Here is a 21,289-nt window from a genome sequence, read left to right on the forward strand (position 1 = left end):
GCCCGCCCGTGGCCACCCCCTTCGCGACAAGATGGGGGCAGACCACCCGCCCGAGCAAGGAGTCCACATGCCGCAGACCGTCAAGGCCGTCATCGCCCGCACGAAGGGGGCCGACGTCGAGCTCGTCGACATCGTCGTGCCCGACCCCGGACCGGGGGAGGCGGTGGTCGCGATCCAGTCGTGCGGGGTCTGCCACACCGACCTCCACTACCGCGAAGGGGGGATCAACGACGAGTTCCCCTTCCTCCTCGGCCACGAGGCCGCCGGTGTCGTCGAGGCCGTCGGCGACGGGGTCACCGAGGTCGCGCCCGGCGACTTCGTCGTCCTCAACTGGCGCGCCGTCTGCGGGCAGTGCCGCGCCTGCGCCAAGGGCCAGCCGTGGTACTGCTTCGCGACGCACAACGCCGAGCAGAAGATGACCATCGCCGAGACCGGCGAGGAGCTCACCCCGGCGCTCGGGATCGGGGCCTTCGCCGAGAAGACGCTCGTCGCCGCCGGCCAGTGCACGAAGGTCGACCCCGACGCCGACGCGGCAGCCGTGGGCCTGCTCGGCTGCGGTGTCATGGCCGGCTTCGGCGCGGCCGTCAACACCGGTGGCGTGACCCGCGGCGACTCGGTCGCGGTCATCGGCTGCGGCGGTGTCGGCGACGCGGCCATCGCCGGCGCGCACGTCGCCGGTGCGACGACGATCATCGCCGTCGACGTCGACGACCGGAAGCTCGAGACCGCCAAGGGCTTCGGCGCGACGCACACCGTCAACGGCAAGGACGAGGACGTCGTCGAGCGGATCCGCGAGCTCACCGGCGGCTTCGGCGCCGACGTCGTCGTCGAGGCGGTGGGCCGTCCCGAGACCTACGAGCAGGCCTTCTACGCGCGCGACCTCGCCGGCACCGTCGTCCTCGTCGGCGTCCCGACGCCCGACCTCGAGGTCACGCTGCCCCTCATCGAGATCTTCGGGCGCGGCGGCGCGCTGAAGTCGAGCTGGTACGGCGACTGCCTGCCCAGCCGCGACTTCCCGATGCTCGTCGACCTCTACCGCCAGGGACGCTTCGACCTCGACGCCTTCGTCACCGAGCGGATCGGCATCGAGGACGTCGAGGCCGCCTTCGCCAAGATGCACTCCGGCGAGGTCCTGCGCTCGGTGGTGACGATCTGATGGCCGAGCAGCAGCTGCCCACCTCGCCGATGGGGGTCCGCGTCGAGCGGGTCCTCACCTCGGGGACCTTCGAGCTCGACGGGGGCTCGTGGGAGGTCGAGAACAACGTGTGGGTCATCGGCGACGACGAGCAGTGCGTCGTCGTCGACGCCGGCCACCAGGCCGGGCCGATCCGCGACGCCGTCGGCGACCGGACCCTCGACGCGATCATCTGCACCCACGCGCACAACGACCACGTCGACGTCGCCGTCGAGCTCGCCGAGGCGCTCGGGGCCCCGATCTGGGTGCACCCGAAGGAGCGCGAGCTGTGGGAGATGACCTACCCGCAGCGGGTGCCCGACGCCGACCTGTCCGACGGGCAGGTCATCGTCGTCGGGGACCTCGAGATGCACGTCATCCACACGCCCGGGCACTCGCCGGGAGCGTGCTGCCTCTACCTGCCGGCGCTCGGGCTGCTCGTCTCGGGCGACACGCTCTTCAACGGCGGTCCCGGGGCGACGGGACGCTCGTACTCCGACTTCGGGACCATCGTCGAGTCCATCACCGAACGCCTGCTCACCCTGCCCGACGAGACCGTCGTCCTCACCGGACACGGCGACTCCACGACGATCGGCGCCGAGGCCGCCGGCCGGGACAGCTGGGGCGAGTAGCCCCCTTCGCCGGTCGGGGTGCGACGGCGGGGTCGCCTCCTGTGCTGGTCGAGGTGCGACGGAGGAGCCTCGATACCACCGGCGCACGTCCGCCCGGTGCCCGACGGCGATGTGTGCGCCTGGTACGCGACATACCCCGTGCCAGGTGCAGGTATCGCCGTCAGGCGGGGCGGTGGAGCATGACGAAGGCCCCCGCGTCAGGGACGTGGGGGCCTTCGCCGTGCGGGGTCACTCCGCGTCGAGGTCCTGACGCACGAGGTCGGCGATGACGTCGACGGCCTCCTGGCTGTCGGACTCGACGGTGACCTCGGTGCCCTTCTCGGCACCCAGGGTCATGATGAGCAGCGCGGAGGCGGCGTCCACCGGCTCCTCGCCGTCGACCGCGAGGGTGACCTCGGCGTCGAGGGCCTCGGCCCGCTCGGCGATGATCCCGGCGGGGCGGGCGTGCAGTCCGACGGCGGAGCCGACGACGACCTTCGTGCTGGGCATGTGGTGTCTCCTCGGGGGTCAGGCCGCGGCGGTCGCGGGCTCGGGGGTGGTGCTCGACGCGGCCGGCTGGCCGCGCTTCCAGACCTGCTTGAGCGCGAGCACGCTCACGCATGCCACGACCGTACCGATGGCGATGGCCAGGGCGAAGAGCAGGAAGCGGTCGATGGCGAAGAAGACGAAGATCCCGCCGTGCGGGGCGCGGGAGGCCGCGCCGAAGATCATCGACAGCGCGCCGGTGACGGCGCCGCCGAGCATCATCGAGGGGATGACGCGCAGCGGGTCGGCCGCGGCGAAGGGGATGGCCCCCTCGGAGATGAAGGACGCGCCGAGCAGCCAGGCCGCGCGACCGTTCTCCTTCTCCTGCTTGCTGAAGAGGGCCGGGCGGATCGTCGTCGCGAGCGCCAGGGCGATCGGGGGGACCATGCCGGCGGCCATGACGGCAGCCATGATCTTCAGCGAGGCGGGGTTGTCGGGGTTGAGACCGGTCGTGGCGAAGAGGTAAGCCGCCTTGTTGACCGGACCGCCGAGGTCGAAGCACATCATCAGGCCCAGGACGATGCCGAGGACTGCCAGCGAGCTGCCGGTCATGCCGTTGAGCGTGTCGGTGAGGCCCTCGGTGATCGCCGCGAGCGGGCGGGCGAGGAAGAGGTACATGAGGCCGCCGACGACGAGCGAGGTGGCCAGCGGGATGATGACGACCGGCATGAGCCCGGCGAGCCAGCGCGGCGGCCGCAGCGTCGTGAACCAGTACGCGACGAGGCCGGCGAGCAGACCGCCGACGAGGCCGCCGATGAAGCCCGCGCCGGTGGCGACGGCGACGGCGCCGGCGACGAAGCCGGGGGCGATCCCGGGCCGGTCGGCCAGGCCGAAGGCGATGTAGCCGGCCAGGGCCGGGACGAGGAAGCCGAAGGCGAGCCCGCCGAGGGTGAAGAGGACCGCGCCGATGTAGGTCATGAGCGCCGACCCGAAGAGGGCGTGCTCGCCCGCGGCCGGCAGGTCGGTCAGGCTGTTGCCGGAGACGATGTCGCCGGCGGTGCCGGTGATGTCGTAGCCGCCGAAGAGGAAGCCGAGCGCGATGAGCAGACCGCCCGCGGCGACGAAGGGGATCATGTAGCTGACCCCCGTCATGAGCGCCTGCTGGATCCGCTTGCCCCAGCCGAGCTGGCGACCGGTGGACCCGATCACCTCGTCCCCGCTGCCGCTCGCCGCGGCGACGCGCGGGGCGGAGGGGTTGTCGGCGGCCGCGACGGCCTCGTCGAGCATGACGCCGGGCTCGTTGATGGCCCGCTTGACGCCCGACTCGACGACCGGCTTGCCGGCGAAGCGCTCACGGCCCTTGACGCCCACGTCGGTCGCGAAGATCACGGCGTCGGCGGCGGCGATCTGCTCCGCCGAGAGGGGGTCGGTGACCGAGCTGCCCTGGGGCTCGACGTGGACGTCGATGCCCTTCTCCTGGCCGGAGGCGACGAGGTAGTCGGCAGCCATGTAGGTGTGCGCGATGCCCGTCGGGCAGGCGGTCACGGCGACGACCGAGCGGCGGCGGACCGGCTCGGCGGAGGTGACGGCCGCCGCGGCAGGGGCTGCGGCGGCCGCACCGGCCGTGGTGCTCCCCGTCGTGCTCGACGCGGGGGCGGACCCCCCTTCGGGGGCCGGGCTGACGACGCCCTCGACGAGCGCGACGACCTCGGCGTCGCTGCCGGCGGCGCGCAGCGAGGCGACGAAGTCCTTCTTGACCATCGCGCGGGCGAGCTTGGTGAGCAGCTTCATGTGGTCGCTGCCCCCGCCCTCGGGCGCGGCGATGAGGAAGACGAGGTCGGCGGGGCCGTCCTTCGCGCCGAAGTCGACGGGGGGCGAGAGCCGGGCGAAGGCGAGCGAGCCCTGCGTCACCGCGGCGGAGCGGCAGTGCGGGATCGCGATGCCGCCCGGCAGACCGGTGGCCGACTTCTCCTCGCGGGCCATCGCGTCGGCGACGAGCCCCTCGGTCGAGGTGGCGCGGCCGGCGTCGGCGACGAGGCCGGCGAGAGCGGCGATGACCTCGTCCTTGCTCGCCCCGAGGGGCTGGTCGAGGCGGACGAGGTCCGTGGTGATGAGGTCTGGTGACGGCGTTGTCATGACTGGCCTTCCATGAGTGGTGCCCCGGGCGGAGCGGGTGTCAGAGGTGGATGTCGGAGGTCTCGACCCCGGCGGGGTCGACGTGGTCGGGGCCGGGCAGGCCGGTACCGGGCAGCTGCGCGGCGGCCGAGCCGTAGGCGACGGCGAGCGCGACGCGGTCGCGCTCGGGCAGGCCCCGCAGGGAGCCGAGGAGGTAGCCGGAGAGGGCGGAGTCGCCCGCGCCGACGGTGCTGCGGACCGTGATCTTCGGGGCCCGGCCGAACCAGGCGCCCTCGGCGGTGACGAGGACGGCGCCGGAGCCGCCGAGCGTGGTGAGGACGGCGCCCACGCCCCGCTCGAGGAGCCGGCGGGCGGAGACGACGGTGGGGCGCAGGTCGCCGGCTGCCGCCGCGGCCTCGAGCTCCTCGGGGTCGCCCCCGCCGAGCTGCGTGAGCTCCTCGGCGTTGGGCTTGAGCAGGTCGGGGGCGGCCTGCGGGCCGGCCTCGGCGAGCGCGAGGAGGGGGGCGTCGGAGGTGTCGACGGCGACGGAGACGCCGGCCGCGCGCAGCTGCGGCACGAGCCGGGCGTACCAGTCGGTGGGGGCGCCGGGGGGCAGCGAGCCGCACAGGGCGGCCCAGCGGGACCCAGTCGTGCGCTCGAGCAGGAGGGTCTCGAGGGCCGCGACGTCCTCGGCGCGAAGGGGGGCGCCCGGCTCGTTGAGCTTCGTCGTCGTGCCGTCGGGCTCGGTGATCGTGAGGTTGGTGCGCACCGGGTGGGCGGTGCGGTGCTCGGCGTACCCGACGCCCGCGGCGTCGAGCAGCCGGTGCAGCGGGTCCTCGGACCCGACCGGCAGCACCGCGGTCGCCGCGACACCGGCCATCGTCACGACGCGGGCGACGTTGACGCCCTTGCCGCCCGGCTCGTCGTGGACCTCGGCGAGGCGCAGGACCGCGCCGCGCGACAGCGGCCCGGGCAGGGCGGCCGAGCGGTCGACGCTGGGGTTGGCGGTGAAGGTGGTGATCATGCGATGACGACCTCGATCCCGGTCTGCTCGAGTGCGGCGACGGTACGGACGTCGACGTCGCGGTCGGTGACGAGCACGTCGACGTCGGACAGGCGGGCGAAGGAGTAGAGCAGCTCGCGCCCGACCTTCGAGGAGTCGACGAGGGCGACGACGGTGCGCGCGGCCAATCGCATGGCCCGCTTGACCGAGGCCTCGCTCTGGTCGGGCGTGGACAGGCCGTGCTCGACGGTCAGCCCGTCGGAGCCGAGGAAGGCGACGTCGGTGCGCAGGCGCTGCAGCTGGCGCACCCCGGTCTCGCCGACGGTCGCCTGGGTGACCCCGCGGACGCGGCCACCGAGGAGGTGGACCTCGCCCGGGTGGTCGCTCGCGAGCTGGGCGGAGATCGGCACGGAGTTGGTGACGACGAGCAGCTCGGGGCGGGGCGGGAGCGCGGCGGCCAGCTGGGCGGTCGTCGTGCCGGCGTCGAGGACGATCGAGGTGCGCCCCTGCGGGATGAGGGCGAGGGCGGCCTGGCCGATACGGGCCTTGGCCTCCGAGCTGACCTCGGCGCGGTGGTCGACGCTCGCCTCGCGGCCGGAGGTCTCGTCGACGGGGACGGCGCCGCCGTGCACCCGGCGCACGAGGCCCTGGGTGGCGAGGGCGTCGAGGTCGCGGCGCACCGTCTCGGGCGCGACGTCGAGCTCGGCCGCGAGCGCGGTGACGACGACTCGACCGTCCCGGCGGGCGAGGTCGGCGATGAGCTGCTGACGTTCGTCGGCGAACACGACGCCTCCTTGCGTGTGCGGCGGCCGGGGGTGTCCCGGGCGAGAGTCCGAAACGGTCACCGGTTGTGCCCGTTCGTGTGGACTTAGGGAGATTTGTATGCCCGTATGTGTGGCTTTGTCAAGGGTTGGGGAGTAAGGTCGGGCTCACGACCCTCAACGGCGCCGTCGTCGGCGCCGACCTGTGACCTCACGGAGGCGAGATGACGACGACGTCCGAGACCGCGACGAGCCCCACGGCCGTCCAGGGCACCGGTGTGGTGCCCGGGGTGGCCTACGCCCGGGCCGTGTGGGCCAAGCCCCAGCCGGAGGTGCCGGTGCGCACCGAGGAGGTGCCCGCCGAGCAGCGCGACGCCGAGGTCGAGCGTCTCGTCGCCGCGGCCGACGCCGTCGCCTCGCGGCTCGAGGAGCGCGCCGGGCGCGTCACCGGGGTCGCCGCCGAGGTGCTCAGCGCGACCGCCGGTCTCGCCCGCGACAAGGGCTGGATCGCCGAGGCGCGCAAGCGCGTGACGAAGGGGGCGGACGCCACCGCCGCGACCGTCGGCGCCGTCGACCACTTCGTCGCCCTCTTCGAGAAGCTCGGGGGCGTCATGGCCGAGCGCACCACCGACCTGCGCGACATCCGCTCGCGGGTCGTCGCCGAGCTCGAGGGGCTGCCCGAGCCGGGCGTGCCCCACCCCGACCACCCCTTCGTCCTGCTCGCCGAGGACCTCGCGCCGGCCGACACCGCCGACCTCGACCCGGCCCTCGTCCAGGCGCTCGTCACCTCGCTCGGCGGGCCGACGAGCCACACGTCGATCATCGCGCGGCAGCGCGGCATCCCGTGCGTCGTCGCCGCCTCGGGGCTCGACGTCGTCGCCGAGGGGTCCTACGTGCTCGTCGACGGCGAGACCGGTCTGCTCGAGGTGGAGCCGGACGCCGAGCAGGCGCGCTCCCGCGCCGAGGTCTCCGCGCAGGAGATGGAGCGCGTCCGGGCCTGGCGGGGCCCGGCCGCCACGAGCGACGGGCAGCGCGTCGACCTGCTCGCCAACGTCCAGGACGGCGACTCCGCCGCGGTCGCCGCGCGCGGCCAGGCCGAGGGCGTCGGCCTCTTCCGCACCGAGCTGTGCTTCCTCGGCCGGGACACCGAGCCCTCCGTCGAGCAGCAGGCGAGCATCTACGCCGGGGTCCTGCGCGCCTTCCCCGACGGCAAGGTCGTCACCCGCACCCTCGACGCCGGCTCGGACAAGCCGCTGGCCTTCGTCACCCAGCCCGACGAGCCCAACCCGGCGCTCGGCGTGCGCGGCGCGCGGATCGTCCAGCTCGACGCCGGCATGATGACCCGTCAGCTCGACGCCCTCGCGCAGGCGGCCGGCGAGGTCGGCCGTCCGCTCGCCGACACCTGGGTCATGGCCCCGATGATCGCCACGCCGCAGGAGGCCGCCGACTTCGCGGCTCTCGTGCGCGAGCGCGGGATGAAGCCCGGTGTCATGGTCGAGGTGCCCTCCGTCGCCCTGCAGGCCGAGCAGGTCCTCGAGCACGTCGACTTCCTCTCGATCGGCACCAACGACCTCTCGCAGTACACGATGGCCGCCGACCGCATGGCACCCTCGCTCGCCGGTCTCACCGACCCGTGGCAGCCCGCGGTCCTGCGCCTCGTCGCGATGACGGCCGCCGCCGGCACCGCGGCGGGCAAGCCGGTCGGCGTGTGCGGCGAGGCCGCCGCGGACCCGGCGCTCGCCGTCGTCCTCGTCGGTCTCGGCATCACCTCGCTGTCGATGGCCGGCGGGGCCCTGCCCGGCGTCGGCGCCCGCCTCGCCCAGGTGTCGCGCGAGCAGTGCGCGTCAGCCGCCCGGGCCGCGCTCGCCGCCTCCTCCCCGGCCCAGGCCCGCGAGGCGGCCACCGCCGCCCTCGCCGGGTGAGCAGGGCTGCCCCTGCCCCGCAGTGGCAGGGGCAGCCCCGACCCGCCGGTAGCCTTGCGCGGGTGACTCTTCGCCTGCACGACACCGCGACCCGCGAGCCGCGCGACTTCGAGCCGCTCACCCCTGGCCACGTCGGCATGTACATCTGCGGGCTGACCACCCAGGGCGCCCCCCACATCGGCCACCTGCGCTTCGCCGTCGCCTTCGACGTGCTGCGCCGCTGGCTCGTGCGCGGCCACGGCTACGACGTCACGCTCGTGCGCAACGTCACCGACATCGACGACAAGATCCTGCGCCGCGCCGCGGACTCCGACGAGCAGTGGTGGGCGCTGTCCTACCGCAACGAGCGCCTCACCTCCGAGGCCCTCGACACCCTCGGCGTCCTGCCGGCCACCTACGAGCCGCGCGCCACCGGTCACATCACCGAGATGGTCACCCTCGTCGAGATGCTCGTCGAGGCGGGCCACGCGTACGCCGCCGAGGACGGCAGCGGCGACGTCTACTTCGACGTGCGCAGCTGGCCGACGTACGGCCAGCTGTCCAACCAGTCCCTCGACGACATGGTCGCCGCCGACGACGCCGACCCCCGGGGCAAGCGCGACCCCCGAGACTTCGCGCTGTGGAAGGGCGCGAAGAGCGACGAGCCGGCGACGGCGAGCTGGCCGACCCCCTTCGGCGCGGGTCGTCCCGGCTGGCACCTCGAGTGCTCCGCGATGGCGCGCAAGTACCTCGGCGACGCCTTCGACATCCACGGCGGCGGCATCGACCTGCGCTTCCCGCACCACGAGAACGAGCAGGCGCAGTCGCACGCGGCGGGGCTGGGCTTCGCCCAGTACTGGCTGCACAACGGCTGGGTCACGGTGCGCGGCGAGAAGATGGGCAAGTCCCTCGGCAACGCGCTCGAGGTCTCCGCGCTCACCCGCACCTACGCACCGCTGACGATCCGCTACTTCCTCACCGCCGCCCATTACCGCTCGATGATCGAGTACCACGAGGGCTCGCTCGAGGAGGCCGGTGCGGCGGTCGAGAGGATCGAGGGCTTCCTGCGCCGGGCGCTGCCCGACGAGACGACCCTCGAGGCCGACCCGACCGTCGCGATCCCCGACGACTTCGCGGCGTCGATGGACGACGACCTCGGGGTCGCGGGTGCGCTCGCCGTCGTGCACGAGCACGTGCGCCGCGGCAACATCGCCCTCGACGACGGCGACCGCGAGGAGGCCGCCGTCATCGCCCGCACGGTCGTCGCGATGACCGACGTCCTCGGGCTCAACCCCCTCTCGGCCACGTGGGGCCGCGGAGCGGGCAGCACCGACCACGAGCTCGTCGACGCCCTCGACGCCCTCGTCCAGCTGCAGGTCGAGACCCGGGAGCAGGCTCGCGCCGCTCGCGACTTCGAGACCGCAGACAAGATCCGTGACGCGTTGACCGCAGCCGGCATCACCGTCGAGGACACCGCCCGCGGTGCCCGGTGGAGCCTGGCGAAGAAGGAGAGCTGATGGCAGGCAACAGCCAGCGCCGGGGCGCGGTGCGCCGCACCGGGTCCAAGAAGGGTGCCCAGGTCGGCTCCGGCGGCCAGCGCCGTCGGGGTCTCGAGGGCAAGGGGCCGACGCCCAAGGCATCGGACCGCCCGAACCACAAGGCGTACACGAAGCCCGACCGCTCGAGCTCGCGCTCCAAGCCCGGCAGCGGTGGGCGCAAGAAGTCCGGCGGGTCCGAGATCGTCGCCGGTCGTAACCCCGTCATCGAGGCGCTGCGCGCCGAGGTGCCGGTCTCGACGATGTACGTCGCGGGCCGGGTCGAGAGCGACGACCGCGTCCGAGAGGCGCTGACCATCGCCGCGTCGCGCGGCCTGCCCGTCCTCGAGACGCCGCGCACCGAGCTCGACCGCATCACCGACGGCGCGACCCACCAGGGTCTGGCCATCCAGGTGCCGCCCTACGAGTACGCCCACCCGAGCGACTTCGTCCAGGTCGCCGGCACCGACGCCCCGCTCGTCGTCGCCCTCGACGGCATCACCGACCCACGCAACCTCGGGGCGATCATCCGCTCCGTCGCCGCCTTCGGCGGGCACGGCGTCGTCGTGCCGAGCCGTCGCTCGGTCGGCATGACCGCGAGCGCGTGGAAGACCTCCGCGGGCGCCGCGGTGCGCGTGCCCGTCGCGCAGGCGAGCAACCTCACCCGCGCGCTCGAGGACTACCGCAAGGCCGGCTTCTTCGTCGTCGGTCTCGACATGGACGGGGACGTCGAGCTGCCGGGCCTGTCCCTGGCGACCGAGCCGCTCGTCGTCGTCGTCGGCAGCGAGGGCAAGGGCCTGTCCCGCCTCGTGCGCGAGACGTGCGACCAGATCGTCTCGATCCCGATGAGCAGCGCCATCGAGTCGCTCAACGCCGGCATGGCTGTCGGCGTGACGATGTACGAGATCTCGCGGCGGCGCGCCGACGCCTGATCCTCGGGTCGGGCGACGGGGGAGTCAGCGGGTGCGAAGGACCGCGGCGTCGGCGACCTTGTCGCTGAGGGTGCGGCCCTCGTCGTCGAAGAGCATCCACACGGCGCTGATGAGACCGGCGAAGCCGGCGACGAGCGCCTTGAGCAGGGCCTGCTCGAAGGTGGGGAGCTCGCCCGTGCGCGCGTTGACGACCCTCAGGCCGCAGATCTTGCGGCCGAGGCTCTGGCCGGTGCGCGAGACGCGGTAGGCCTGGTTCCACAGCTCGAAGGCGAGCGCGAGCAGGACCGAGAGCAGCATGGCCAGGACGCCGAGGGCGACGAGCGCGCCGTTGCCGGTGCCGGGCACCGTGCACGTGCCGTCGTAGCTCCCGCACGGGACCTGGTCGGGGCTGCCGGCGACGACGAGCCAGGTGCCCAGGAGCACCGGCACGAGGACGACCGGGAGGGTGAGGAGGCTGTCGAGGAGCGAGGGCAGGATCCGCTCGACGAAGGTCGCCTGCCGCCCGAAGCGGGCCTCGACGTAGGCCTTCGTGCCCGGGACCTGGGCCGGGTCGCCCATCGCCATGGCGAGACCGGGCGCCGGGATCGGCTGCCCGGGGCGGGGCGGGACCGGCGGGGTGTCGCTCACGGGCTCTCCTTCGTGGTGACGGGCAGCATCTGGGTGTCGGTGCCGAGGACGGCGCGCTCGTCGGGCTTGCCGGGCAGGACGTCGCGCAGGTAGTCGGCGACGGCCTCGTCGATGGGCACGTCGTGGCCGAGGCGCTCGGCGAGGTACCACCGGTGCTCGAGGACCTCGTGGAAGAGCTCGGCGGGCTCGAGCTTGCCGCGCAGCGTCGCCGGGATGGCGCGGGTCGTCGGCTCGTAGATCTGCGAGAGCCACGCGTGGGCGACGATCTCCTCGTCCTCGCCCTGGCGGTCGGTGCCGGCGCGGTAGCTGTCGAGGTCGTTGAGCAGGCGGCGGGCCTGGTTCTCCTCGACGTCGAGACCGGTGAGGCGCAGCAGCCGTCGGCTGTGGTGCCCGGCGTCGACGACCTTGGGCTGGATCTGCAGCCGGGTGCCGTCGAGGTCGGTCGCGATGGACAGCTCGTCGACGTCGAAGCCGAGGGCGTTGAGCCGTCGTACGCGCTGGTCGACCCGCCACGTGTCCCCGCTGTCGAACCACTCGTCCTCGGTGAGCTCGGCCCACAGCGCGTGGTAGCGGGTGACGATCTGCTCCGAGACCGCGACGGGGTCGACGCCCTCGGGCAGCACGCCCGAGGCCTCGAGGTCCATGAGCTCGCCGGCGATGTTGACCCGGGCGATGTCGATGTCGTGCTCGCGCTGCCCGCGTGTGAGCGCGTTGTGCAGCTCACCGGTCTCGGCGTCGACGAGGTAGGCGGCGAAGGCCCCCGCGTCGCGCCGGAAGAGCGTGTTCGACAGCGAGACATCGCCCCACCAGAAGCCGATGAGGTGCAGGCGCACGAGGAGGACGGCGAGCGCGTCGAGCAGCCGGGTCGCGGTGTCGGCGCGCAGGTGCTGGCTGAAGACGGCGCGGTAGGGCAACGAGAACTGCAGGTGCCGGGTAAGAAGGCAGGCGTCGAGCGGTTCGCCGTGCTCGTCGACCCGTCCCGTGACGACGCCGAGCGGCTCGACGCACGGCTGGTCCAGGCGGCGCAGCTGGCGCAGCATCTGGTACTCGCCCCGGGCGATCTCGGCCTTGATCTCCTTGACGGCGATGACCCCGCCGGAGAGGCGCACGAAGCGCACGACGTGCCGGGAGATGCCTCGGGGGAGCGCGGCGAGGCGGTCCTCGGGCCACTCCTCGAGCGGGGTGCTCCAGGGCAGGCTCAGCAGGGCCGGGTCGGGCTGGGCCGCGGAGATCTCGAGCGTCACGACCTCATCGTGTCACGCAGGAGGGCTGCCGGTCCGTGGTCGGAGGAGGCAGAGACGGGCCGGCACCCGTGGAGGTGCCGGCCCGTCGTCGCGTGCTGCGCGTCGTCAGTCGCCGATCCGCAGACCGGACTCGGTGTTGAAGACGTGGAGGTGACCCTGGGTGGGCTTGATGTAGACGGTCTCGCCCTTCATCGGAGGGCGGCGGCCGTCGACGCGTGCGATGAAGGGCTTCGCCGTGTCGTCGTCGGTGGTGCCGACCTGCTCGGCGCCCTCGGCGGTGCCGTAGATGTAGGCGTCGGCGCCGAGCTCCTCGACGACGTCGACGGTGATCGCCAGGCCGTCACCCTCGCGGGTGAGCTCGACGTCCTCGGGACGCACGCCGACGATGACCCGGTCACCGGCCTGCGAGAGCGCGTCGCGCTCCACGGGGACGGTCGTCGAGCCGAAGCGGACGCCGCCGTCCTTGACGGGGGTCGAGACGAGGTTCATCGCGGGCGAGCCGATGAAGCCGGCGACGAAGACGTTGTCCGGGTGGTCGTACATGCGGCGCGGGGTGTCGCACTGCTGGAGGATGCCGTCCTTGAGCAGGGCGACGCGGTCGCCCATCGTCATGGCCTCGACCTGGTCGTGGGTGACGTAGACGGTCGTGACGCCGAGACGGCGCTGGAGGCTGGCGATCTGGGTGCGGGTCTGCACGCGCAGCTTCGCGTCGAGGTTCGACAGCGGCTCGTCCATGAGGAAGACCTGGGGCGAGCGCACGATCGCGCGGCCCATGGCGACACGCTGACGCTGACCACCGGAGAGGGCCTTGGGCTTGCGGTCGAGGTACTGGGTGAGGTCGAGGATCTTCGCCGCCTCCTCCACCCGCTTGCGGATCTCGCTCTTGTCCGTGCCGGCGATCTTCAGGGCGAAGCCCATGTTGTCGGCGACCGACATGTGCGGGTAGAGCGCGTAGTTCTGGAAGACCATCGCCACGTCGCGGTCCTTCGGCGAGAGGTCGGTGACATCGCGGTCCCCGATCCAGATCTTGCCGTCGTTGACCTCTTCGAGGCCGGCGAGCATGCGCAGGGACGTGGACTTGCCGCAGCCCGAGGGGCCGACGAGGACGAGGAACTCGCCGTCCTCGATGTCGATGTCCAGAGCGTCCACGCTGGGCGTGTCGTTGCCCGGGTAGACCCGGGTGGCGCTGTCGAACTTCACTGTTGCCATGGCGTCGTTGCCTTTCCTTCACCGGCAGGTACGTGCCGGACGATCCGTCGTAAAGGGTGGGGTGGTGCGCGCCGATCGTAGCCCGGCGGCGTCCCCTTCGCCCGGTGGTCGCCCCAACCGTTACCCGCCGGTTGCAAGAAGTGTCGGCCGTTGCCGACTTCTTGCAGCCCCGGTTATCGTGCGCCCGTGGACCATCCCTCGCAGCCCGCGCCCGGGAGCCCGGCCGCGCGCCGCTCCCGGCTCGCCGACCTCGCGGCGCACGCGGGCGTGAGCGAGGCGACCGTCTCGCGGGTCCTCAACGAGCGGCCGGGGGTCTCCGAGAGCACCCGGCAGGCCGTCCTCACCGCGGTCGACGTCCTCGGCTACGACCGCCCGACCCGGCTGCGCACGACGGCGGTCTCGCTCGTCGGTCTCGTCATCCCCGAGCTGACCAACCCGATCTTCCCCGCCTTCGCCCAGGCCATCGAGGTCTCGCTCGCGCACCGCGGCTTCACCCCGGTGCTGTGCACGCAGTCCGAGGGCGGCGTCCACGAGGACGACTACGTCGAGATGCTCCTCAGCCGCGGGGTCGCCGGGATCATCTACGTCTCCGGGCAGCACGCGGACGCCGGCACCTCCCCCGAGCGCTACGCCCGGCTGCGCGAGCGGGGGCTGCCGATCGCCCTCGTCAACGGCTACATGGAGGGGGTCGACGCCCCCTTCGTCTCTGACGACGACGTCGCCGCGATGGACCTCGCGGTCACCCACCTCGCCGAGCTCGGCCACGAGCGGATCGGCCTGGCGCTCGGGCAGGAGCGCTTCGTGCCCGCGCGGCGCAAGGTCGCCGGCTTCCGCGCGTCGATGGCGGCGCTGGGGCTCGAGGTGCCCGACGAGCACGTCGTCCACACCTTCTTCAGCGTCGAGGGGGGAGCGGTCGCGGCCGCCGACCTCGTCGAGCGCGGCGTCACGGCGATCGTGTGCGGCTCCGACCTCATGGCGCTCGGCGCGATCCGCCAGATCCGCACGACGGGGCGCTCCGTGCCGCACGACGTCTCGGTCGTCGGGTACGACGACTCGCCGCTCGTCGGCTTCACCGACCCGCCGCTCACGACGATCCGCCAGAGCGTGCAGGCGATGAGCCAGGCAGCGGTGCGTGCGCTCACCGACGAGATCGCCGGCGACGCCGCGGCCCGCGGCGAGTTCGTCTTCCGCCCCGAGCTCGTCGTGCGCCGCTCCACCGGGGCCGTCCCGACCTGAGCCGCCCTGGAGCCCGAACTTTCCCGCCCAGGGCGGGAACATGCGACCTCGGGAACGAAATGTTCTTGCCCGAGGTCGAGCTTTCCCGCCCTGGGCGGGAAAGCTGAGGCGGGGCGAAGGGGGGTCAGCCCCCGGAGCGCAGGGAGCGCAGGAGCGCGAGCACGGCGGGGACGTCCTCGCAGCGCTCGACGCGGTGGCGGGCGGCGGTGTCGCCCTCGCCGACCTTGATCGTCACGTCGTCGGGGCCGGTGGCCTCGAAGACGTGCTCGTCGGTGACGTCGTCGCCGAGGTAGACGAGCGCGTCGCTGCCGAGCTCGCGGGCGAGGGCGAGCAGGGCGGTGCCCTTGTCGGCCTCGGCGACGCTCAGCTCGACGACCGACTTGCCCCGCATGAGACGCACCCCCTCGGCCGTCGCCGCGTCGTCGGCGATCTCGTCGACGACCGCCACGTCGGCCTCGTCGAGCCCGCGGGTGTGCAGGACCGCCGCGCTGGGCTTGAGCTCGAGACGCGCCCGCGGGCTGCGCTGCGCGACCTGTGCCTGGAGGTGCCCGACGAGCGCGGCGAGCCGGGCCCGGGCAGCGGGGTCGAGCTCGGGGGCGGTGCCGCGGCTGGACTCGCCGCCGTGGCTGCCCAGCCGGGTGAGCCTGTCGTCGGACCCGGTGAGGGTCACCAGCGTCTCGAGGTCGCGCCCGGAGACGAGCGCGGCGTCCGTGCCCGGGACGGCGGCGAGGGCGCGCAGGTCCTCGAGCGTGCCCTCCTGAGCACGGGCCTGCATGGGGTCGAGGACGAGCGGGGCGAGCACCCCGTCGAAGTCGGAGGCGACGAGCAGCCGCTCGACCCCGGCGACCCGCTGCAGCGCCGCGACGAGGTCGTCGGGCAGGGCTGCGGTCACGACGCGTCCCGTCGGCGCTCGGGGCGCTCGGGCGCGGCCTCGAGGTTGGCGAGGAAGCGGTCGGCCCACACCCGCACGTCGTGGTCGGCGACCCGCCGACGCAGCGCGCGCATGAGCCGCTCCTTGTCCTTGGTCTCGGTGCCGATGGCGCGCAGGATCGTCTGCTTGAGCCCCTCGATGTCGTGGGGGTTGCACACGAAGGCCTGGTGCAGCTCGTGCCAGGCGCCGGTGAACTCGCTGAGCACGAGCGCCCCGCCGTTGTCGTGGCGGCAGGTGACGTACTCCTTGGCCACGAGATTCATCCCGTCGCGAAGGGGGGTGACGAGCATGACGTCGGCGGCGAGGAAGAGGGCGGCCATCTCCTCGCGCGGATAGCTCTGGTGCAGGTAGTGCACGGCCGGCGACCCGATCGCGCCGTGGTTGCCGTTGATCCGACCCACGGTCGTCTCGACCTCGGTGCGCAGCTGCTTGTACGCCTCGACGCGCTCGCGGCTCGGCGTGGCGACCTGGACGAAGGTGACGTCGGGCGTGCTCAGCCGGCCGTCGGCGAGGAGCTCCTCGTAGGCCTTGAGCCGGTGCCGGATGCCCTTGGTGTAGTCGAGCCGGTCGACGCCGAGGAGGAGGGTCTTCGGGCTGCCGAGCGACGAGCGGATCTCCGCGGCCCGCTCCTGGACCTCCGGGGTTCGGGCGAGGGCGTCGAGGCCCTCGAAGTCGACGCTGATCGGCACGGCGCTCGCCCGGACGGTGCGCTGGGGGCGCCCCTCGTCGGAGGGGAGGGTGACGGTCTCCCCCTTCGTGCTCGCGCCGAGGTGCTGGCGGCACGCCCGCACGAAGTTCTGCGCGTCGGCCTGGCGCTGGAAGCCGAGGTAGTCGGCCCCGAGGAGGCCGGTGAGGAGCTGCTGGCGCCACGGGAGCTGGGCGAAGAGCTCGACCGGCGGGAAGGGGATGTGGTCGAACCACCCGATCCGCACGTCGGGGCGCAGCTCGCGCACCATCGCCGGGACGAGCTGGAGCTGGTAGTCGTGGACCCACACGACGGCGCCCTTCGCGGCGACCTCGGCGATGGCCTCGGCGAAGCGGCGGTTGACCCGCTCGTAGGCCTGCCACCACACCCGGCGGAAGCGCGCGGGGACGATGACGTCGTGGTAGATCGGCCACAGGGTGTCGTTGCTGAAGCCCTCGTAGTACTGCTCGACCTCCTCGGCCGAGACCGGCACCGGGTGGAGCCACATGCCCGCCTCGTCGAAGGGCTCGGGCGCGTCACCGGTGTCGCCGGCCCAGCCCACCCAGGCGCCGTCGCGGCCGCGCATCACCGAGTCCATCGCCGTGACGAGACCCCCGGGGGAGCGGTGCCACTCGACCTCGCCGTCCGGTCCGACGACCCGGTCCACGGGCAGCCGGTTGGCTGCGATGACGAAGTCGAAGGTCGTGCGGCGTGCCATGGTCTCCCTCACTGCGGCGGCCCCTGCCCCGCCACCATATGACCCCTTCACGTGGAGAGGGCTGGGGACTACCGTCTGATCATGAAGATCTCGGACGTGCTGCGGGACAAGGGCCAAGACGTCGTGACCATCGGTCCCGACGCCACCGTCGGCGAGCTCCTCGCCCTCCTCGCCGAGCACCGCATCGGTGCCGTCGTCGTCTCCACGGACGGGGCGAGCGTCGACGGGATCGTCAGCGAGCGCGACGTCGTGCGCCACCTGCACTCCGAGGGTGTGGCGATCGTCGACGGGCCGGTGCGCTCGATCATGACTGCCGAGGTGCACACGTGCAGCGCCGGCGACCAGCTCGTCGACCTCGAGAGCGCGATGACCCAGCGGCGGATCCGCCACGTGCCCGTCGTCGAGGACGGCCGGCTCGTCGCCATCGTCTCGATCGGCGACGTCGTCAAGCACCGCATCCGCGACCTCGCCGCCGAGCGCGACCAGCTCGAGGCCTACATCCGCCAGTAGGACGCGGCGCGGCCCGACACGCTCAGCCGGCGCACAGCCGGTGCTGCGAGAGCGCCCAGCGCGGTGCCCCTACCCTGGACGGCATGACGACCGAGCTCATCCCGGGAGATCCCGCGCCCGAGGAGCCGGACGGCCAGGACAGCACCTCCGAGGACCTCGTCGTCGACGACTTCGCGCGGATCGGCCCCTACCGGGTGGTCCAGCAGCTCGGCGAAGGGGGGATGGGCGTCGTCCACCTCGCCCTCGACCAGCGCGGTCGCGCCGTCGCGGTGAAGGTGCTGCGTCCCCACGTCGCCCACGACGAGGACGCCCGGGCCCGGCTCGCCCGCGAGGTCGCGACCCTCGCGCGGGTGCGCTCGCCCCGGGTGGCCCCGGTCTTCGACGCCGACCTCGACGGCGACCAGCCCTACATCGTCACCCGCTACGTCCCCGGGCCCTCGCTCGACGCCCACGTCAAGGAGCACGGCACCCTCTCGGCCGAGGAGCTGCTGCGCCTCGGGCGGGGTCTGGCCGAGGCGCTGCGATCGCTGCACGAGATCGGCGTCGTCCACCGCGACCTCAAGCCGGGCAACGTCCTGCTCGTCGACGGCGACCCCGTGCTCATCGACTTCGGCATCGCCCACGACGCCGACGCGTCGCGGATGACGATGACCGGTCTCGTCATGGGCACCCCCGGGTACCTCTCGCCCGAGATCATCGAGGGCGCCGAGGTCGACGCCGCCACCGACTGGTGGGGCTGGGCGGCCACCCTCGTCTTCGCGGCGAGCGGGCATCCCCCCTTCGGCCGGGGCGGCATGGAGGCCGTCCTGTCGCGCGTCACCCGGGGCGACGTCGACCTCACCGGGGTCGACCCCCGCCTCGCGCCGCTCCTCTACGCCGCGCTCACCCCCGACACCGCCCGGCGGCCGCACGCCGACGAGGTGCTCGAGGCCCTCGAGACGTACGCGAAGGGGCACCCCGTCACCGAGGCGCTCCCGCAGCGCGCGCGGGCGATGCCCGGCAGCGAGCCGACGAGCGTCGTGCCGGCCGCGCCGCAGACCTCCGTGCTGCCCGCGGTCGCCCCCGCCCCGGCACCCCGGCCCGAGCCCGCGCCCTCCGTCGCCCCGCGGCCGACGCCCCAGCCGCCCGCGCACCAGCCGTACTCGCCGCAGGCCTACGCCTCGCAGCAGCTCGCCCCCCAGCCCGCGCCGCATCAGCTCGACCCCTCGCCCCAGGCCTGGCCGGGCACGACGCCGTCCTCGCGCGAGGGCGACCCCCGGATCGGGCTGCCTCGGCGCACCGGCGTGCTCCTCGGTCTGCTCGCGGCCGTCGTCGGGGGAGCGGCGGTCGCGCCGCTGCTCACCGCGGTCGTCGTCTTCGTCGGCTCGGCTCTCGCCCGTCTCGTCGACCGCTCGATGACCTCGACGGTCATGCGCCGCTACCAGCACGGCCGGCGCCGCAGCGACGGCGCGGTCGCCGCCGCGAAGTCCCCGCTCCACCTCGTCGTCGCCGTCGTCGGCGCGCTCGCGGCGATGCTCCTGCCCCTCGCGGTCGGTGCGAGCACGCTGCTGCTCGTCTCCGTCGCCTTCTCGCTGCTCGCCGTCGACGTCGGCCCCGATCACCCGGCCGGGCTCGCGCTCGCCGGGCTGATGACGGCGCTCGTCGTGTGGTGGGGCCCGGGCAGCGCCTCGTTGCGGCGCGGCACCCGGAGCATCGCCCGGTCGCTGACGGGCAGCCCCGCGGCACGCACGGGCATCACCCTCGCGCTGTGGGCGCTCGGCGTCGTCCTGCTCGGTCTTGCGCTGAGCGCGGGCTTCCCCTCGACGTGGTGGCCGCTCGTCGAGTCGCCCCTGCCCGACACGACCTGGCTCCCGGCGCGGTGAGCGAGCAGCAGTGAGCGATCGACCCAGAGGCGCACGGACCGGTCGGCAGGCCTGGCTGCCCGGGCAGTACCGCCAGCCGCGCCAGACCCAGCCGATCCCGACCCAGCCCGGTCTGCCGAGCCAGCCGATCCCCGTCAAGCCGGCGACCGCACCGACCAAGCCGCCGCAGGGCACCAAGCCGGCCCAGCCGAGGCCGCGGCGCCGCCCGACCGTGCGCGGCGAGGCCCCGACGGAGACCCTGCCGATGCTCGGGTCGCTGCGAGGGACGCCCTACCGCGACCCCCGTGTCACCCGTGCCGTCGCCGAGGAGCACGCGGTCGCCGAGGTCATCGACGTCTGCCTGCGCGTCGGCGAGCTCATGCTGCGCAGCGGCGCCGGTGCGCCGTCCGTCGAGGCCGCCGTCATCGGGGTCGCCGTCGCGGCCGGTGTCGACGAGATGGACATCGACCTGACGATGCAGTCCCTGCACATCCAGGCGCGCACGCCGTCGGGGTCGAGCATCTCGCGGCTGCGGGTCGTGCGCGCGCCCCAGATGGACTTCGGACGGCTGGCGTCCGTGCACTCTCTCGTCGACGACGTCATCTCCGGCGAGACGAGCATCGACCAGGCGCGGGTGCGCCTGCAGGAGATCCGTCGGGCGCCGCGCACGTGGGCCCGGTGGATCGTCACGACGAGCCAGGGCGCGGTCGCCGCGGGCGTCGCGATGGCGCTCGGCGCCGGGTGGGTCGGCGTGCTCGTCGCGCTGCTCACCGCGATCGTCGTCGACCGCGTGCTGCGGGCCCTGTCGGCGGTGCACCTGCCCGACTTCTACACGGGCGCGATCGGGGGCGCCGTCGCGACCGTCGTCGCCTTCGTCGCATACGCCCTGGGGTCTATCGAGTGGTTCCCGATGACGCCCTCGGACTTCGCCTACGTCGTCGCCGGCGGCATCGTCATGCTCCTGCCCGCGCGCACCATCACCTCGGCGATGGAGGACATCATCGGGGGCTACCCGGTGACCGGCACCGCCCGGCTCTTCGCGGTGCTCCTGCACTCCTTCGGCCTCATCGTCGGCGTCGCCGCAGGTCTGACCGCCTCGCTGGCCGTCGTCGAGATGCTCGGCGTCGTGCTCAGCCCGCCGGACGTCGGCCGGCTGGCCTGGGCATCGGCGAGCCCTCAGACGGTGCTCATCGGCTCGGCGATCGTCGGCGCGGCCGGGGCGATCACCGTGCAGGCGCGACGCCGCATGCTCGTGCCCGCGGCCCTGCTCGGCGTCGTCGCCGTCGGCCTCGCGAGCTATCTCACCCAGAGCGGTCTGGGCCGGGTGACGGCGACCGGCGTCGCGGCGGTGACGCTCGGCTTCGCCGCCCGTCTCGTCGCGCTGCGGATGGACTCGCCGCCGATCACGCTGGGCATCCCCGCGAGCTTCGGTCTCATGCCCGGTCTGTCGATCTTCATCGGGCTCTACCACCTCACGGTGCCAGGGTCGGACGCCGGCGCGCAGGGGTGGACCAGCGTGCTCACCGCGCTGGGCATCATCTTGGCCATCGCCACCGGCGTCACCCTCGGCGAGGTGCTCGCCGCCCCGCTGGACTCGCCGGTCAACCAGAGACGACGTCTCGCGGGCGTGCGGGACACGCGAGACGACCCCTCGGGGGCGAGCCACCCGGGGACGTGAGCGGGTCCCCCTTCGTCGAGGGGCGGTTGACCCGAAAGGTCACGAGAAGGTAACGTCCGTGCGCGTCGCGCGTCTGACCCCTGGACGGCGCG

Annotated in this window: 18 protein-coding genes; 9 read left to right on the plus strand and 9 right to left on the minus strand. The window is 73.5% G+C overall.

Going from position 1 to position 21,289, the window contains the following annotated elements; all coding sequences use genetic code 11:
• Positions 1–67: 67 nt before the first annotated feature.
• Both LIV55_RS08575 and LIV55_RS08580 read left to right on the plus strand, forming a co-directional pair.
• Entirely contained in the window at positions 68–1,156 is a 1,089-nt protein-coding gene (locus LIV55_RS08575) for an S-(hydroxymethyl)mycothiol dehydrogenase (RefSeq protein ID WP_191681269.1), read from the plus strand.
• A complete protein-coding gene (locus LIV55_RS08580) occupies positions 1,156–1,806 on the plus strand; it encodes an MBL fold metallo-hydrolase (RefSeq protein ID WP_229299913.1) in 651 nt (216 codons plus the stop codon). The genes LIV55_RS08575 and LIV55_RS08580 overlap by 1 nt, the downstream gene beginning before the upstream one ends.
• Before the next feature lie 228 nt (positions 1,807–2,034).
• Here the strand turns inward: LIV55_RS08580 and LIV55_RS08585 are convergent, their stop codons facing one another.
• Genes LIV55_RS08585 through LIV55_RS08600 form a run of 4 tightly spaced genes read right to left on the minus strand, consistent with a single transcriptional unit; the run spans position 2,035 to position 6,174 of the window.
• The gene (locus LIV55_RS08585) at positions 2,035–2,295 is read right to left on the minus strand and encodes an HPr family phosphocarrier protein (RefSeq protein WP_068269872.1); all 261 of its coding nucleotides are present in this window, start codon (positions 2,293–2,295) and stop codon (positions 2,035–2,037) included.
• A gap of 18 nt (positions 2,296–2,313) precedes the next feature.
• Complete coding sequence (locus LIV55_RS08590) at positions 2,314–4,407, minus strand: PTS fructose transporter subunit IIABC (protein WP_229299914.1); 2,094 nt, start codon at positions 4,405–4,407, stop codon at positions 2,314–2,316.
• A 40-nt stretch (positions 4,408–4,447) separates the two neighbouring features.
• Complete coding sequence (locus LIV55_RS08595; RefSeq protein ID WP_123093546.1) at positions 4,448–5,410, minus strand: 1-phosphofructokinase family hexose kinase; 963 nt, start codon at positions 5,408–5,410, stop codon at positions 4,448–4,450.
• Positions 5,407–6,174, minus strand: coding sequence for a DeoR/GlpR family DNA-binding transcription regulator (locus tag LIV55_RS08600; protein WP_123093545.1), 768 nt, complete (start codon positions 6,172–6,174; stop codon positions 5,407–5,409). Before LIV55_RS08600 ends, LIV55_RS08595 begins: the two co-directional genes overlap by 4 nt.
• A gap of 200 nt (positions 6,175–6,374) precedes the next feature.
• Between LIV55_RS08600 and ptsP the strand changes: the two genes are divergently transcribed.
• From ptsP to rlmB, 3 genes are all read left to right on the plus strand, one after another.
• The gene (gene ptsP, locus LIV55_RS08605; protein ID WP_229299915.1) at positions 6,375–8,072 is read left to right on the plus strand and encodes a phosphoenolpyruvate--protein phosphotransferase; all 1,698 of its coding nucleotides are present in this window, start codon (positions 6,375–6,377) and stop codon (positions 8,070–8,072) included.
• Positions 8,073–8,134: 62 nt separating this feature from the next.
• Positions 8,135–9,568 carry a cysteine--tRNA ligase gene (gene cysS, locus LIV55_RS08610; protein ID WP_191564650.1) on the plus strand — a complete coding sequence of 478 codons (1,434 nt, stop codon included), beginning with the start codon at positions 8,135–8,137 and terminating at the stop codon, positions 9,566–9,568.
• Positions 9,568–10,518, plus strand: coding sequence for a 23S rRNA (guanosine(2251)-2'-O)-methyltransferase RlmB (gene rlmB / locus LIV55_RS08615; protein WP_229299916.1), 951 nt, complete (start codon positions 9,568–9,570; stop codon positions 10,516–10,518). The genes cysS and rlmB overlap by 1 nt, the downstream gene beginning before the upstream one ends.
• Before the next feature lie 24 nt (positions 10,519–10,542).
• Here the strand turns inward: rlmB and LIV55_RS08620 are convergent, their stop codons facing one another.
• The 3 genes from LIV55_RS08620 to LIV55_RS08630 form a co-directional block, all read right to left on the minus strand.
• Complete coding sequence (locus tag LIV55_RS08620) at positions 10,543–11,145, minus strand: RDD family protein (RefSeq protein ID WP_229299917.1); 603 nt, start codon at positions 11,143–11,145, stop codon at positions 10,543–10,545.
• Positions 11,142–12,389 carry a DUF4032 domain-containing protein gene (locus tag LIV55_RS08625; RefSeq protein WP_068269847.1) on the minus strand — a complete coding sequence of 416 codons (1,248 nt, stop codon included), beginning with the start codon at positions 12,387–12,389 and terminating at the stop codon, positions 11,142–11,144. Before LIV55_RS08625 ends, LIV55_RS08620 begins: the two co-directional genes overlap by 4 nt.
• A 105-nt stretch (positions 12,390–12,494) precedes the next feature.
• Positions 12,495–13,598, minus strand: a complete 1,104-nt coding sequence (locus LIV55_RS08630) for an ABC transporter ATP-binding protein (protein WP_068269844.1) — start codon at positions 13,596–13,598, stop codon at positions 12,495–12,497.
• A gap of 186 nt (positions 13,599–13,784) precedes the next feature.
• Here LIV55_RS08630 and LIV55_RS08635 point away from each other — a divergent pair, with 186 nt between their 5' ends.
• The gene (locus LIV55_RS08635; protein WP_229299918.1) at positions 13,785–14,834 is read left to right on the plus strand and encodes a LacI family DNA-binding transcriptional regulator; all 1,050 of its coding nucleotides are present in this window, start codon (positions 13,785–13,787) and stop codon (positions 14,832–14,834) included.
• A 124-nt stretch (positions 14,835–14,958) separates the two neighbouring features.
• On the opposite strand, the gene otsB is transcribed toward LIV55_RS08635, so the two are convergent.
• The gene (otsB, locus tag LIV55_RS08640) at positions 14,959–15,726 is read right to left on the minus strand and encodes a trehalose-phosphatase (protein ID WP_229299919.1); all 768 of its coding nucleotides are present in this window, start codon (positions 15,724–15,726) and stop codon (positions 14,959–14,961) included.
• Positions 15,723–17,168 (minus strand): alpha,alpha-trehalose-phosphate synthase (UDP-forming), encoded by a 1,446-nt coding sequence (locus LIV55_RS08645; RefSeq protein WP_229299920.1) that lies wholly within the window; start codon positions 17,166–17,168, stop codon positions 15,723–15,725. Before LIV55_RS08645 ends, otsB begins: the two co-directional genes overlap by 4 nt.
• An 81-nt stretch (positions 17,169–17,249) precedes the next feature.
• On the opposite strand from LIV55_RS08645, the gene LIV55_RS08650 reads away from it, so the two are divergent.
• The 3 genes from LIV55_RS08650 to LIV55_RS08660 all read left to right on the plus strand — a co-directional run bounded on the left by LIV55_RS08650 (position 17,250) and on the right by LIV55_RS08660 (position 21,197).
• Positions 17,250–17,678, plus strand: coding sequence for a CBS domain-containing protein (locus LIV55_RS08650; RefSeq protein WP_123093538.1), 429 nt, complete (start codon positions 17,250–17,252; stop codon positions 17,676–17,678).
• An 83-nt stretch (positions 17,679–17,761) separates the two neighbouring features.
• Positions 17,762–19,540, plus strand: coding sequence for a serine/threonine-protein kinase (locus LIV55_RS08655; protein ID WP_229299921.1), 1,779 nt, complete (start codon positions 17,762–17,764; stop codon positions 19,538–19,540).
• Between the two features lie 10 nt (positions 19,541–19,550).
• Entirely contained in the window at positions 19,551–21,197 is a 1,647-nt protein-coding gene (locus tag LIV55_RS08660; protein WP_229299922.1) for a threonine/serine exporter family protein, read from the plus strand.
• Positions 21,198–21,289: the final 92 nt, after the last annotated feature.

Origin of the sequence: Janibacter melonis (assembly GCF_020567375.1) — a bacterium.
Taxonomy (GTDB): domain Bacteria; phylum Actinomycetota; class Actinomycetes; order Actinomycetales; family Dermatophilaceae; genus Marihabitans; species Marihabitans melonis.